At 38.0% G+C, this 15,316-nt stretch carries 15 protein-coding genes and 1 tRNA gene; 11 read left to right on the top strand and 5 right to left on the bottom strand.

Annotated elements, in window-relative coordinates:
* Window positions 1-76 precede the first annotated feature (76 nt).
* A complete protein-coding gene (locus tag HEQ28_RS01635) occupies window positions 77-613 on the bottom strand; it encodes a hemerythrin domain-containing protein (protein ID WP_434503456.1) in 537 nt (178 codons plus the stop codon).
* A gap of 189 nt (window positions 614-802) precedes the next feature.
* On the opposite strand from HEQ28_RS01635, the gene HEQ28_RS01630 reads away from it, so the two are divergent.
* Window positions 803-1,477 (top strand): hypothetical protein, encoded by a 675-nt coding sequence (locus tag HEQ28_RS01630; protein ID WP_434503455.1) that lies wholly within the window; start codon window positions 803-805, stop codon window positions 1,475-1,477.
* A gap of 40 nt (window positions 1,478-1,517) precedes the next feature.
* Here the strand turns inward: HEQ28_RS01630 and HEQ28_RS01625 are convergent.
* Together HEQ28_RS01625 and HEQ28_RS01620 are read right to left on the bottom strand one after the other, a co-directional pair.
* Window positions 1,518-1,591, bottom strand: a tRNA-Thr gene (locus tag HEQ28_RS01625).
* A gap of 189 nt (window positions 1,592-1,780) precedes the next feature.
* The gene (locus HEQ28_RS01620; protein ID WP_434504404.1) at window positions 1,781-4,345 is read right to left on the bottom strand and encodes an endonuclease MutS2; all 2,565 of its coding nucleotides are present in this window, start codon (window positions 4,343-4,345) and stop codon (window positions 1,781-1,783) included.
* 192 nt (window positions 4,346-4,537) lie between these two features.
* Between HEQ28_RS01620 and HEQ28_RS01615 the strand changes: the two genes are divergently transcribed.
* From HEQ28_RS01615 to HEQ28_RS01570, 10 genes are all read left to right on the top strand, one after another.
* Entirely contained in the window at window positions 4,538-5,059 is a 522-nt protein-coding gene (locus HEQ28_RS01615; protein ID WP_434503454.1) for a DUF4199 domain-containing protein, read from the top strand.
* Between the two features lie 17 nt (window positions 5,060-5,076).
* The gene (locus tag HEQ28_RS01610; protein WP_434503453.1) at window positions 5,077-6,027 is read left to right on the top strand and encodes a glycosyltransferase family 2 protein; all 951 of its coding nucleotides are present in this window, start codon (window positions 5,077-5,079) and stop codon (window positions 6,025-6,027) included.
* Between the two features lies 1 nt (window position 6,028).
* Window positions 6,029-6,532: a DUF6452 family protein gene (locus HEQ28_RS01605; RefSeq protein ID WP_434503452.1), complete on the top strand. Its 504-nt coding sequence runs from the start codon at window positions 6,029-6,031 to the stop codon at window positions 6,530-6,532.
* The gene (locus HEQ28_RS01600) at window positions 6,480-7,181 is read left to right on the top strand and encodes a DUF6048 family protein (protein ID WP_434503451.1); all 702 of its coding nucleotides are present in this window, start codon (window positions 6,480-6,482) and stop codon (window positions 7,179-7,181) included. Before HEQ28_RS01605 ends, HEQ28_RS01600 begins: the two co-directional genes overlap by 53 nt.
* Window positions 7,181-8,212, top strand: coding sequence for an FAD:protein FMN transferase (locus tag HEQ28_RS01595; RefSeq protein WP_434503450.1), 1,032 nt, complete (start codon window positions 7,181-7,183; stop codon window positions 8,210-8,212). Before HEQ28_RS01600 ends, HEQ28_RS01595 begins: the two co-directional genes overlap by 1 nt.
* A gap of 4 nt (window positions 8,213-8,216) precedes the next feature.
* A complete protein-coding gene (locus tag HEQ28_RS01590) occupies window positions 8,217-8,912 on the top strand; it encodes a Crp/Fnr family transcriptional regulator (RefSeq protein ID WP_434503449.1) in 696 nt (231 codons plus the stop codon).
* Between the two features lie 27 nt (window positions 8,913-8,939).
* Window positions 8,940-11,015: a M3 family metallopeptidase gene (locus HEQ28_RS01585; RefSeq protein ID WP_434503448.1), complete on the top strand. Its 2,076-nt coding sequence runs from the start codon at window positions 8,940-8,942 to the stop codon at window positions 11,013-11,015.
* Window positions 11,016-11,046: 31 nt separating this feature from the next.
* Window positions 11,047-11,478 carry a deoxycytidylate deaminase gene (locus HEQ28_RS01580; protein ID WP_434503447.1) on the top strand — a complete coding sequence of 144 codons (432 nt, stop codon included), beginning with the start codon at window positions 11,047-11,049 and terminating at the stop codon, window positions 11,476-11,478.
* 81 nt (window positions 11,479-11,559) lie between these two features.
* Window positions 11,560-13,272 (top strand): S41 family peptidase, encoded by a 1,713-nt coding sequence (locus HEQ28_RS01575; RefSeq protein ID WP_434503446.1) that lies wholly within the window; start codon window positions 11,560-11,562, stop codon window positions 13,270-13,272.
* Window positions 13,265-13,801, top strand: coding sequence for a 5-formyltetrahydrofolate cyclo-ligase (locus HEQ28_RS01570; protein WP_434503445.1), 537 nt, complete (start codon window positions 13,265-13,267; stop codon window positions 13,799-13,801). The genes HEQ28_RS01575 and HEQ28_RS01570 overlap by 8 nt, the downstream gene beginning before the upstream one ends.
* On the opposite strand, the gene HEQ28_RS01565 is transcribed toward HEQ28_RS01570, so the two are convergent.
* Together HEQ28_RS01565 and recF are read right to left on the bottom strand one after the other, a co-directional pair.
* Window positions 13,798-14,088, bottom strand: coding sequence for a DciA family protein (locus HEQ28_RS01565; protein WP_434503444.1), 291 nt, complete (start codon window positions 14,086-14,088; stop codon window positions 13,798-13,800). The genes HEQ28_RS01570 and HEQ28_RS01565 overlap by 4 nt on opposite strands.
* Window positions 14,088-15,191 (bottom strand): DNA replication/repair protein RecF, encoded by a 1,104-nt coding sequence (gene recF, locus HEQ28_RS01560; protein ID WP_434503443.1) that lies wholly within the window; start codon window positions 15,189-15,191, stop codon window positions 14,088-14,090. Before recF ends, HEQ28_RS01565 begins: the two co-directional genes overlap by 1 nt.
* Window positions 15,192-15,316 lie beyond the last annotated feature (125 nt).

Below are 15,316 nucleotides of genomic sequence, written 5' to 3'. Positions count from 1 at the left end.
ATTTCTGAAACTTTTTTCAAAAAAAATCACTTTTCATTAAAAATAATTGCCGTTTTATTACCCTTAAAGGCGTTTTCTAACGCTGCACCATTGTCTCTAATTTAACAGCCATCGGGAAAAGAACCTTGTTTTCAATCGCCACATGTTCATCTAATGCCTGACGAAATTCGCGCAATAATTGCATTGCTTCTACATAATCATTATCTGAAGAATCTGGAGCAGTATAGTTGTTAGTCAATTCAGCTATGCGATTATGACGTGACACCTCCTCGTCATGATCAGCCATCATTGCACTGATGGGACTCTGAACGCTTCCGCAATGAAACGGCGGAACTGTGTGACCTTGTGCATAAGCCTCGTACATCTCTAAAACATAAGGATAGAGAATATTATCCTCCTTACTGCAATGCACATCAAGATCATAAAGAGAATTACGGAAATGTTCTGTTACCTTTAGAAGATTTGGAACGTCTGCCTTGTGGACTTCTGCCACAGCAATTAATTTATCTAGCACCTTTGGGCCTTTTTCTCGTATCCCACGATGATGAACTTTTTGAATGTAATCAACCAATAAATCAATATCCCATTGCTCAAAAGAATAAATAGTATTCATATTTTCTATGTTTTATTATTTTTGGCAAAGGTAGAAGAAAATGATTATATAATAAGGTAACATTTGTTACCTCATCGTGGTTAATATTAGTTAAGACGTGTTTTATAACATAGTTTTAGCAATTTACCAATTAAAAATTTTTCTGAATCAGGAAAAGTTCGTATTTTTGGAGAAACGGAGGTAAATATTATGAAAAGAATAACAGCTGATAATTTCGATGAGCTATACGTTGACAAAATTGAGTTGGCGGAAATAGACAAATTTGTATGCTGTGAAATGTCAAGACAGATACACAGATACATAAAAGGCATGTCGGGTTCAAAAACCATTATGATGAGATTTGAGGAATCGCTATCAAAGCTAAGTGTTCCTGAAAAAGAAAAAGCCATTGCTAAATACATAGACCTTAATAGAAAGGCCATTAGTGGGCTTGACTGGAAAATGGTGATTGTGAGGGCTGCAGCCAACTATTGTGACACATACAGCTACTGGCATAGAATGATAAGTAATCCTAGAAAAACGGTAGCTTACATACAGCGAATAAAAAGAAAATATATCAAATTTCATAGCGTGTTTGAAGAAAATGAAAAGTTTGGTATTAAGGATCATGAAGGAAAAATTCTCATCCACCCACTTTATGATTTTATTAGAACACCATACGTTTACGTTGATGACTTATGCATGATGCCTGTCATCGCAAAGAAGAACGGCAAAATGGGACTAATACTACCTGACGGAAAAGACACCGTGATTGCTGAGTTTATTTATGATGACATGCAACTAAGATGCGAACCACCCTATTTTGAGGGTATACAAGGTAAGAAACATATACTTATAGACAGATACGGAGCTAAACAAGCATAAAAAAAGGATGTAGTGAAAACTACATCCTTCTGTTTTTTTGAGCCTCTTGTCGGATTCGAACCAACGACCCCGAGATTACAAATCACGTGCTCTGGCCAACTGAGCTAAAGAGGCGGGTGGGCAAGCGATCCTTATCGCGACGCTACGACCAAGTACCCTTGCTACGTTCCCGTCCTGGGGGATTCCAAGGGAGCAGACCGTAAGGGACTTGCCCATGTTGCTTTTGTTAAGCGGGTGCAAAAGTAGATATTTTTTTTGAATAGCAAAAAAAATACATAAACTATTTTACGATTTTAACATCTATTAGAAATCTACGATCGTTATTCCAGCACCACCAAACTGTACATGCTCATCTGCATAATGGGTTACATTAGGAATCCCTGCAAGATATTGCCTTATAAGATTACGAAGGATTCCGTTACCTTTTCCATGCAAGATACGTACTCTACTCATGCCCACAAGTATTGCATCATCTATGAAATACTGAACGGCATTAAGAGCCTCATCACCACGCATTCCCCTGACATCCAAATCTTGATGAAAGTTTTTCTTATGATCATCTATCGTTTCACGGGTGGCACGGCTTACCTGATATGCGTTATCAGCAGCCTCATCGTTCTCTTTATTCCCTACTCCACTTGCAGCTTCCAAACGATCTAGGCGCATCTTTGAACGCATTCCGCCGAATATAACTGTACACATTTTTCCATCAACAGACTCTATTTTTCCTGTAGAAGATAATCCTTTTATACGTACTGTTGAGCCTATCCCAATCGTTCCAGTTGAACCATCGGCGATAGACATATTTATATCAATTGGCTTATCTGAAACAGAAACAGGTTGGCTGCTTTTTTTATCAGCTTTCTCTTTCTTACGTTGTTCCTTGCGTTGACGACGCTGCTCAATCTGCTTCATTTTCTTTTCGAAATCATCATCAGAAATAATTCCATGAGACTGTTTCCCTGCAGCGGTATTTCCTTCACTAACAGCAGTCTCGAAATCACGCAGTTCCTCACGAATCTTACGTGTAGCCTCTTTTTCTGCTTGATTCTGCCTGATTTCACGGATTGCGTTTTCAATACGCTTATTGCTTTCCTTCAACAATTCTCCAGCTTCAGCTTTTGCTTTTGCTACAATATCACGTCTCTGACTTTGCAGTTCCGCAATTTCTTGTTCGTATTTAGAGATAGTCTTCTCTATATCTTTTTCACGTTGATGGATAGATTGTCGCTTGGCTTCCCAATAACGCTTATCACGCACGATATCCTGTAAATACTTATCACTTTGTATATAGTCATTTCCAACGATCTCAGAAGCTTCTGCAATAACATCTTCAGGAAGTCCTATCTTGCGTGCTATTTCAATTGCGAAACTACTGCCCGGTCTTCCTATAGCAAGTTGAAAGAGCGCACGCATTTCATGACGATCATAGAGCATAGCACCGTTGACAACTCCAGGATGAGAATCAGCGAAATGCTTAAGATTCTGATAATGTGTCGTGATTACAGCCCATGCACCCTTTGAACAAAACTTATCCAAGACACTCTCGGCAATGGCACCACCAATCTGCGGTTCAGTACCTGTACCGAATTCATCAATAAGGATAAGGGTACGATCCGAAGCCTGCTTCATCATATTCTTCATATTCAACAAATGAGAAGAATATGTAGACAAATCGTTTTCAAGACTCTGCTCATCTCCAATATCCATCATCATGTCATCAAAGATTCCACAAGTAGAACGCTCACTGACAGGAATAGGCAGACCACACTGCAACATATACTGCAACAGTCCTACTGTTTTAAGACAGACTGACTTACCACCAGCATTAGGACCAGAAATAATAAGAATATGCTTGTCTGAATTAAGAGTTATACCCAACGATACAATTTTACCACCATTGGCAGATAAACGTTTTTCCAACAAAGGATGTCTGGCCTCTATCCAATCCATATATGGTGACGACTTAACTTCAGGAGAAATGGCAAAAAGACTCTTTCCCAACTCAACTTTGGCATTTATGAAATCCATTATGCCAAGGAAATTAAACGAGTCTAGGATTTCCGTAACATTTGGTCGCACATGATCGGTTATAGCGATGAGTATTCGTATAACCTCTTGACGCTCTTCAGCTTCTAATTCTCGAATTTTATTATTCGCCTCAACAACCTCTGCAGGTTCTACAAAGACAGTTTTACCGGTAGCACTTTCATCATGCACGATACCGTTTATACGTCGTTTCAATCCAGGAGCAACAGGAATTACCAGTCTACCATCACGCATTGTTGGAGTTACATCCTTATCAACAACACCTTCAGCCTGTGCAGAACGTAAAATTCCATACAAAGTACGAGAAACAGAACCTTCAGCCTTAGCAAGTTCACGACGGAGTCTAAGTAATTCAGGAGAAGCATTGTCACGCATGTGTCCAAACTTATCTATAACCTGATCTATACGTTGAATAAGATTAGGAAACGTAGCAATGCCATCCGACAAAAGAAACAAAGCCTTTCCTGGAGCATTTTCTATTTCATCAGGGTGCAAAATACCAACAATCTTATTGATCGTGTCAAGACTTTGCCGAAGATGAAAGAATTCTTCCTCCTCAAGATGAGTATTAGCAATACGAGCACGCTTCAAACTCTCACGCATGTCGTATATATTGCCCAATGGGAAATCAGGATTTTCTTTAAGGAGTACAGCCAACTCACGAGTCTGGTCATGAAGTTCGTTGACTAGCGCATCATCTGACGAAAATTCCATAGCGTCAACCTGTGACTTGCCAAGCGTGGACAAACAACGTTCACGCAACATATTACGTATATCGGTAAATCCGATTTTATCTTCAAAATTATCAGGATAAATCATAAATGACATTACTTTGGTGCAAAGATACAACTTTTTGGTAGAAAGCAAATAGCTTTAAAGTTTAAAGTTACCCAGCAGATAACGAAAATTTTGCGTTTAAAAAGTAAAAATAAGCCAAAAAGTAATCTTGTTATGAATTTATATGATAGAAAATAATTATCTTTGCACTGTTTATAAACATAATTTCAGTTAATGATTAATATTCGTGCCATAAATCAGACAAAGGCATTCGCACGACAGGATGGAGCATTGCTCGCCTTGTTGTGGATTTCAGCATTTGCATTTACAATTTTAACTCCACAGTCAAGCATTGGTGGACTACTAGCTCTATCAACACCATTCTTCGTAGTATGGCGCATGATAAGTTTCAGAAACTACGCTCTAGAAGGTAGCATATCTTATAGGAGAGCACTTGTGTACTGCATGTATACTTTTTTCTATAGTTCTCTGATATTCGGAGTAGCACAATTCCTATATTTCAGGTTTCTAGACCAAGGACGATTCATGGGAACAGTAAGCACTATGATGCTTGCCATGCAAACTGCTTACAAGCAGAACGGTATTGATACAAAAGAAATCAATGACGCAATGACGCTTATCAACACAATGACACCTCTTGAACTATCATTCATGATAATGGTGTACAATCTGATAATAGGTTGGATATGCTCAATATTCATTGCGGCATTCGCAAAATTTAGAATTAAGAAATAAAAAAGTTTGAGAACAAGATGAATATAACTATTGTAGTACCTCTTTACAACGAGGAAGAATCACTGCCAGAACTACACGCATGGATACAGCGCGTGATGAAAGCCAATAACTATAGCTATGAAATAATATTCGTGAACGACGGAAGTACCGACAAGTCATGGAATGTGATTGAAAAACTGGCAGAAAAAGACAATAACGTAAAGGGATTAAAATTCCGCAGGAACTACGGAAAAAGTCCAGCACTATATTGCGGATTCGAAAAAGCACAAGGCGATGTAGTTATCACTATGGACGCTGACTTGCAGGATTCTCCAGACGAGATTCCGGGACTATACAAAATGATTACAGAAGATGGTTTCGATCTTGTTTCTGGCTACAAAGAGAAAAGATACGATCCTATTACCAAGACTCTCCCTACAAAGCTTTTCAACGCCACCGCTAGAAAGATAAGCGGAGTGCACAATCTGCACGATTTCAACTGCGGACTAAAAGCATACCGCAAAGATGTTATTAAAAACATTGAGGTGTACGGAGAAATGCATCGATACATACCATACCTTGCAAAGAACGCTGGATTTGACAAGATTGGAGAAAAGGTGGTACAACATCAGGCTAGGAAATACGGAAGTAGTAAATTCGGACTTAACCGTTTCTTCAATGGTTATCTGGACTTGATAACTCTCTGGTTTCTCAGCAACTTCGGAAAGAAGCCTATGCACGTCTTTGGATTCCTTGGTTCGATAATGTTCATGATTGGTTTATTCGCGACTATATGCATAGGTGCCGACAAAGCATACGCTTTATACAACGGTATTCCACAAAGACTTATAACAGAATCACCATATTTCTACATAGCACTTACAACAATGCTTTTGGGTAGTCAATTCTTCCTAGCAGGATTCCTTGGTGATTTGATAAGCAGACAGAACCCTTCAAGGAACGATTATCAAGTAGATAAAGAAATATAGAATGAAAAAAAACAGAGGATGGGATTTGAGATTATCCCTGTACATATTGGTAACAATATTTGTCGTAGCAGGATGTTCGAGCATTGATTGTCCTCTAAATAATCGTGTGTACGCAAAATACAAACTAGCAGGTAACATTAAAACGCTGGCAGATACTTTGACCTTATCGGCAAATCTAGGTGATGGTAACGACTCTGTGATTATAAACAAATCTGTAAACACAGATAGTTTTCAACTACCAATGAGCTATCAACGCAACGAAGACGTTTTCTTTATGGAAATAAAGAATGCAACAAGTGCTCAGTTTGACACAATAAAGGTGACCAAAACAAACACTCCTCATTTTGAAGCAGTGGATTGCAATCCAGCCATCTTCCACGTTGTAACTGGCGTGACATACACAAAGAACAGAATAGACACAATTGTCATAAATAATCCAAACGTAACTTACGATGCTACAAAGAGTACATTCCTCATACATTTCAAGAATAGCAGCAGTAATTAGTGTTATCATGCTTACTTTCCTTACTGCTAACGCACAACAAGGCAGAAAGAAAGTCGTGATGACAGTTGCTCCTGATACGATTCCACTATTCAGAGGCATAGCCGTTTCAACAGATCTTGTAGGGCCTGCTCAATTGGCATTCGGCAGCTATGGACAATATCAGGCTGCAATGAGAGTAAATCTTAAAGACAAATGGTTTCCAATCATTGAACTAGGTATAGGAAAAGCTAACGCAGAGGATGTTACAACAAAATTGACATATAAATCAACTGCACCATACGGCAGAATAGGTATGGACTGGAATCTTAGCAAAAACAAACATGATATATATCGTGTGTACGGAGGTTTCAGATATGGCTATACATCTTTTAAATACGACGTTAACAGCCCTGGGATCGTTGATCCAATATGGGGCGACAAGACAGACTTCAATGCTAAAGACGTAAGTTGCACTTATCACTGGCTTGAGGCTGTATTTACAATAGACGCAAAGATATTTGGACCTGTGAGAATGGGATGGAGCATGAGATACAAGCGCAGACTATTTCATACACACGGAGACATCGGAGAAGCATGGTATGTGCCAGGATACGGCAAAAGCGGCAACAGCCGACTTGGTGGAGAATTTAACATAACATTTGAACTATAATGAAAGGAAAAAAGAAAACTTACGTACAAGTTGCATTTCTACTGGCTCTTATAGTCGGTACGGTTCTTATCGTAAAGCAACAAAGAGATATGCCTTATCAGAAAGACGAAGGTTTCATCTTCGGAACGGTGTATCACGTTACATATCAATATGACAAAGATCTGAACAATGAAATATTAGCTGAACTTAACAAAGTTGACGGTGAATTTTCAATGTTCAACAAAAAATCAACAGTAGCTGCTTTCAACAATGGTAAGAAAGTAGAGGCAAGTGATATGTTTATGAATGTACTGACATTATCACAAGACGTGAGCAAGGACACTAATGGAGCTTTTGATATTACGGTAGCTCCTCTTGTAAACGCATGGGGATTCGGATTCAAACACCAGAAGATGCCAGATCAGCAACAGATAGATAGTTTGAGGAAACTCGTAGGAATGCAAAACATCAACGTGGAGAAATTGAGCGGAAAGACATATCTTTCAAAGAAACTTAAAAACATGATGCTTGATTTCAGTGCTGTTGCTAAAGGGTTTGGCAGTGACGCTGTAGCAACTGTGATGAGACGCCATGACATAAAAAACTATATGGTTGAGATTGGCGGAGAAGTTGTGACAAGCGGTCTGAGCGAAAAGAGATTACCTTGGAAGATTGGAGTCACCCAACCTACCGATGACAGTCTGAACACAAATCAGCAACTTCAAACTGTGTTGAATATCACAGACAAGGCTATGGCTACAAGTGGAAACTATCGTAATTTCTACTATAAAAATGGTAAGAAATACGCACATGAAATAGACCCGAAGACAGGCAGACCTGTTCAGCATAGTCTTTTATCATCAACCGTTTTGGCAAATAGATGTGCTGAAGCTGACGCCTATGCAACTGCATTCATGGTTTTAGGTATAGAAAAATCTGAGGCTGTGCTGAAAAAACATCCAGAATTGATGGCATACTTTATCTATGTAGGGAAAGACGGCAAAAACAAAGTGTGGTATTCTCCAGCATTACAGAAAAAGATAGAGAAATAAAGATATGGAAAACGAATTTCAATTATACAACAAACTATTGGCTCTACCCTTATTTCAAGGATTTGGAAAGGCAGACCTTGGAGACGTTGTGGCACATACGAAATTCGATTTCCATAAATACGAGCCAGAAGAAACCATCATAGACGAGAACGAGAACTGTAATCATCTTATGTTTCTTCTTAACGGAATTGCAGAAGTTGTTACTATAGCTGCCGATCATTGCTACCAAATTATTGAGGACATTTCATCACCGGAAATATTACAGCCGGAAAGATTATTCGGTCTGATACAAAACTATACGAAGACTTTCAAAGCAAAGACAACTTGCAGAATATTGAAAATTGACAAGAGCGAGGTGATGAGACTTAGTGATAAATACATGATATTCAGAATCAACATACTGAATATGCTGTCTACAATTATACAAAAGCAAGAACGACAATTATTACGCAATTACCCAGAAAATCTGGAAAGTAGAATCATTAGATTTATCTCTGACAGATGTCTTAAACCAGCAGGAAGAAAAATCATCAACATCAAAATGACGCAACTTGCAAAGGAAATAAATGATAGCAGACTTGATGTATCAAAGGCATTGAACAGAATGGAGGAAATAGGAATTTTAGAACTTAAACGTGGTTACATATATATTGAAAAGATTGAAACTGCAATTATGCAGGCGCAGGAATTGACAATATAATATAGAAATATAATAACATTAGTTAGTATGATTGAGAATAATACACATAATACAAAAAGAATAAATCCATTTTTTGAAGACTACGGAACACCACATTATACTGTTCCGTTTGAACACATAAAGACCTCAGATTACGAAGAGGCATTTATGGAGGGTATAAAGCGTGATGATGAAGAAATTGATAAAATCATCAACGATACAGCTGAGCCTACATTTGATAATACAATTGCAAGGATTGATACCGAGAAAGGTGAACATTATTACGACTTATTGGATAGAGTATCAAATGTGTTTTCATGCATGCTTAGTGCTGATACCAACGACGAGATGGACGCACTTGCGCAAAAGTTAAGTCCTATACTCACAAAGCATTCAAACGACGTTAGTCTTAACAAGAAACTTTTTGAGAAAATAAAATATGTTCACGAGCATCATCGTGACCTAACAGCCGAAGAACAGATGCTACTAGACAAAAGCTATGATGGCTTTGTTAGAAGTGGTGCTCTGTTGAACGATACTGATAAGGATAAATTGCGCAAACTCACTGAGGAATCAAGCATGATGTCATTGCAATTTTCGCAAAACTTATTGAAAGAAACTAAGGCCTACGAACTACATATCACAAATGAAGATGAGCTTGACGGTCTGCCTGATACTGCTAAAGAGGCTGCTGCACTAACTGCAAAAGAAAAAGATAAAGAGGGTTGGATATTCACACTGGATTATCCTAGCTATAGCCCATTCATGACATATTCCACTATGCGCAATCTACGTAAGGATATGTATATGGCAAGAAATACAGAATGTACTCACGACAATAGTGAAAACAATCTGGAAATATGCAAGAAACTCATAAACCTTAGAAGAGAAATAGCACAACTACTAGGCTTTGATACATTTGCAGACTATGTATTGAAACATAGAATGGCTAGCAATACAGACAATGTATATAAGTTGCTTAACGACCTAATAGATGCATATAAACCAACTGCACAAAATGAGGTTGAAGAGATTGAAGCTATGGCTAAGAAGATTGAAGGAAATGATTTCAAACTAGAACCTTGGGACTTCAGCTTCTACTCACACAAGCTACAAATGGAAAAATACAATCTGGACGCAGAAATGCTAAGACCGTATTTTGAAATATCAAATGTGATAAAAGGTGTATTCGGACTTGCAACAAAACTATACGGAATAACTTTCAAGGAAAATAACGAGATACCGGTTTATAACCAAGACGTAAAAGCCTATGAAGTGTTTGACGAAGACAACAGCTTCCTAGCCGTACTATATGCTGATTTCCATCCTAGAAACGGTAAGCAAGGTGGAGCTTGGATGACAGAATTCAAGGGACAATGGATAGACCACAAGGGAAACAACAGTAGACCACACGTGAGTCTTGTCATGAACTTGACAAAACCAACTGATGACAAACCTGCATTGCTTACACTTGGCGAAGTTGAAACATTCCTACATGAATTCGGGCACTCACTACATGGTATGTTCGCAAACACCCGCTTTGAGAGTTTAAGCGGTACAAACGTATGGTGGGATTTTGTAGAACTACCGTCACAGTTCATGGAGAACTATGCTGTAGAGAAAGATTTCTTGCGCACATTCGCATTCCATTATCAAACAGGTGAGCCTATTCCAGACGAACTGATAGACAGAATAGTCAAGAGCAGAAATTTCATGGCTGCTTATGGTTGCATGAGACAAGTTAGCTTCGGACTTCTAGACATGGCATACTACACAAAGGAGAACGAATTTAATGAAGATATAATTCCATTTGAAAAGAAAGCTTGGGAAAAGGCTATGCTGTCTGAACAATTACCAAACACATGTATGACCGTACAGTTCAGTCATATCATGGCTGGTGGATATGCAGCAGGATACTACAGCTACAAATGGGCTGAAGTATTAGATGCTGATGCTTTCAGCGTATTCAAGAAGAATGGTATATTTGACAAGAATACCGCAAAAAGCTTCAGAGAGAATATACTATCAAAGGGCGGAACAGAACATCCAATGGCACTCTATAAGAGATTCAGAGGACAGGAACCGACTATTGAAGCATTATTAAAAAGAAACGGAATAAAATAATAGTTATACAACTATATTAATAATAACCAATATGACTGCTGAGGAAAAACAAGAGAAGTTAGACTACAGATACCTGCGTATGGCAAGGATATGGGCTGAGAACTCATACTGCAAACGTAGACAGGTTGGCGCACTTGTAGTAAAAAACAAGATGATTATCAGTGACGGATATAATGGAACACCTAGTGGATTTGAAAACTTGTGTGAAGATTCCAACAACGTTACTCATCCATACGTATTACACGCTGAAGCTAATGCTATTACGAAACTGGCACGAAGCAATAACAATAGTGATGGCAGTACTCTTTATGTCACAGCGTCACCATGTATTGAATGTTCAAAACTGATTATACAGTCAGGTATAAAGCGTGTAGTTTATGGTGAGAAATATCGACTTGAAGACGGTATCAACCTAATGAAAAAAGCAGGTATTGAAGTTATTTATTTAGGAGAAAAAGAATAGAAACATCTTCCTTGTCTATATGGCAAGTGAATTTTAGTTAAGTAGCAGGTAACTGTAAAAAGAGAAATAATATTAAACAATATGGAGCAGAAGAAAAATAACCGATGGATGCCGCTTATCATGGCGCTATGCGTTGTGGCAGGTATCTTTATCGGAACGTTTTATGCTAATCATTTTTCGGGTAACAGACTGAACATCATCAATTCAGGAAGTAACAGACTAAACAATCTGTTGCACATTATTGATGATCAGTATGTTGACAAAGTTAACATCGACTCACTTGTAGACAAGGCAATTCCACAAATTCTGTCAGAGTTAGATCCTCATTCAGTGTATATCAGTGCAAAGGATGTACAAGCTGCAAATGATGATTTGAAAGGTTCATTCTCTGGTGTTGGTATCGAATTTACGATTCGTGAAGATACCATACATGTACAGAATGTCATCAAAAACGGACCAGCTGAACGTGCAGGAATATTGGCAGGTGACAAAATTGTAAATGTAGATGGCAAGAGATTTGTTGGTAAAATAGTTACTAACGAAGAAGCACAGCATAGACTCAAAGGTCCTAAAGATACAAAAGTCAAGATTGGAGTTGAGAGATTTGGACAGAAAGCTGTTAAATATTTCACTGTTACAAGAGGTGAAATACCACAAAAGAGTATTTCTGCTACTTACATGATTGACGAAGAAACTGGTTACATTAGAATAAAGAACTTTGGAGAAACAACTTATCCAGAGATGCTTATTGCTTTGGCAAAACTTTCTCAAGAAGGCTTCAGTAACCTAGTAATTGATTTACGCGACAACACTGGTGGTTACCTTAATAGTGCCGTACAAATTGCCAACGAATTCCTTCCTAAGAATAAGCTCATTGTGTATACTCAGGGTAGAAAGAGTCCTAGACAAGACTATCGTTCTGATGGTAAGGGCACATACCAGAATATTCCATTGGTAGTTTTAATTAACGAGGGCTCTGCCTCAGCTTCCGAGATTTTCGCTGGTGCGATGCAGGATAATGACCGTGCTACTATCATCGGTCGTCGCTCATTTGGTAAGGGACTTGTTCAGCAACAGATTGGATTCCCTGACGGAAGCATGATCAGACTGACAATTGCCAGATACTATACTCCTTCAGGACGCTGCATACAGAAACCTTATGTAAATGGCGAAGATCCTGAATATCAGCAAGATCTTATGAGTAGATATCTACACGGAGAATTCTTCTCTCAAGACAGTATTAAGCATACAGGTCCAGCATATCATACGGCAAACGGACGTGCTGTTTATGGTGGTGGTGGAATAACTCCTGATATATTTGTACCAGAAGATACTACTGGCATTACGTCATACTACAAACAGGCATCAATGAGCGGACTTATTCTGCAATTTGCATTTACATACACTGATGATAATCGTCCTAAGTTAAACAACTTTAAGGAGATGATGGAACTCAGCGACTATCTAAAAAAGCAGAATACAGTTGATAAATTTACTGTTTACGCAGACCATCATGGGCTACAACGCCGTAACCTTATGATAATGAAGAGCCATAAGCTGCTGGAACGCTATATCAACAGTAGAATTGTCTACAATATGCTTGACGAAGAAGCTTGGAATGAATACATTAATCAAGACGATCCTGTAGTATTATCGGCTATGAGAGTATTCAAAAACAAGTCTGCCTTCCCCAAAAAACCTGTCAAAAAAGTTTTGAAAGGGCAAAAAGTAGCAATGATTGGTAAGCATTTTGACAATGTTGGACTAAGGAGAAACTTTATTGCAAATGCTTAAAACAGAATTAAGAAAAGATATTAGAGAGCGCAAGCGACAGTTCACTAGCCAAAAGCTAGGCGAACTGTCGCTTATGCTTATGAATAAACTCCTTGAGAATGAGAAAATAAAAAAGGCAAAAACTATTCTAATGTACTATTCTATGCCCGACGAAGTTAATACACACAATGCCGTAGATACATTGGTTGCTATGGGCAAGAAAGTATTGCTCCCTGTTGTTATAAACGGAGAAGAACTTGAGATTAGAGAGTACAAAGATAAAAATGACCTTAGCGAAGGTATTGCCTACCACATCATGGAACCTGTTGGTAAAAAGTATGAGGACTACAAGAATATTGATGTTGCTGTTGTACCAGGCATGAGTTTCGATGACAACGGGAACCGATTAGGGCATGGCAAAGGATATTATGACAGATTCCTTAATCAAATACCACAAACATATAAGATTGGTATATGTTTTAATTTTCAAAAAGTAGAAGTTGTTCCAACAGAGGAAACTGATATAAAAATGGACGAAGTAATCTGCTAGAAGAATTTTATATCAGTGATAATCATTGCCCCAACATTATCATTAAGATGTTTAACAATTTTGGAGCGCATCATACTAAGATCTTGGCGCAAAGCAGGATTAAGTATTTTCACGAATAGAGTTTGATTTTTTATAAACTTTTCACCAGTATACTTTGCTATAGAACTACCAACTACTGATTCCCACGAATCAATAAGGCGCTTCTGTAAAAGAGGCGTTTCAAAACCTTCAGAGCGCAAAAGGCGCTTCAAGATTTCATCCAATGTTTTTACATCGCGTTTAAACATTAATCTTTAATTTCTATTTCACCGTCATTAACGGAAAATAATTTATAGTCAAACTCACCACTTTCCAATATTTTATCAAGGTGATCACGATTTGTATCTGTAATAAATATCTGTCCGAAGTTATCTCCAGCAACAAGATTTACTATTTGCTCCACCCTATTTGCATCAAGTTTATCAAAAATATCATCCAGCAATAACAATGGTGCCGTATTAGAAGACGTACGTTTCAAGAAATCAAACTGCGCGAGTTTCAAAGCCAATGCAAAAGTTTTATGCTGTCCTTGACTTCCCTCACGTTTCATTTGATAGCCATCAATAAGCATTTCCAAATCATCACGATGCACACCATGTAATGAATAGCCAACAGCTCTGTCTTTAAAACGATCTCTACGGATAACATCAAGCAGATCGCCGCGTTGACAATGAGAGATGTAGTTCAATGCCACAATTTCATGATTACCAGAAATACGATTATATATCTCCTGAAAGATAGGAACAAGCAACTTAACAAATTCATCACGCTTATGATAAATAATTTCACCATTTACAGCCATTTGTTCTTCCCATATTTCCATAATTGCGACGTCTGGTTCGTCATCCATTTTCAACAATGCATTACGTTGTTGTAAAGACTTATTATATGAAGATAACGCCTCGATATATGAATTATCGTATTGTGAAATCACCATATCCATCAACCTTCTGCGCTCTTCACTTCCACCTTCAATAAGAATAGAATCCGAAGGAGAAACGAATATAAGCGGGACCAGTCCAATATGCTCAGACAAGCGGCGATACTCTTTTTTATTACGCTTAAAATGCTTCTTTGTACCACGCTTCATTCCACAATAAATATTCTCTACATCACCATTATCTCTTATATAGCTACCGTCGAGAACAAAGAATTCTTGATCATGAGTAATGACTTGTGAATCAATCGGATTGAACGCACTTCGACAGAAAGAGAGATAATAGACCGCATCTAAAAAATTGGTCTTCCCAACTCCATTACTACCAATAAAACAATTCAATTTTGGCGACAGACAAACAGTAGCCTCTCGGATATTCTTATAATTTATTATGGAAAGTTTATTCAGTATCATAATCTCATTTGCAAAGTTATCGGTTTTATAACTTAAAAACGAAAAAAAAAGGAAATATATTTCAATATGTGAGATTATTTACGTAATTTTGCGACGTTATACCACTTATCCAATTAGGATGGGAT

Origin of the sequence: Prevotella sp. (genome assembly GCF_051059605.1) — a bacterium.
Lineage (GTDB): Bacteria > Bacteroidota > Bacteroidia > Bacteroidales > Bacteroidaceae > Prevotella.
The sequence above is the reverse complement of the archived record's forward strand: the minus strand, read 5'-3'. Positions and strand labels throughout refer to the sequence as shown.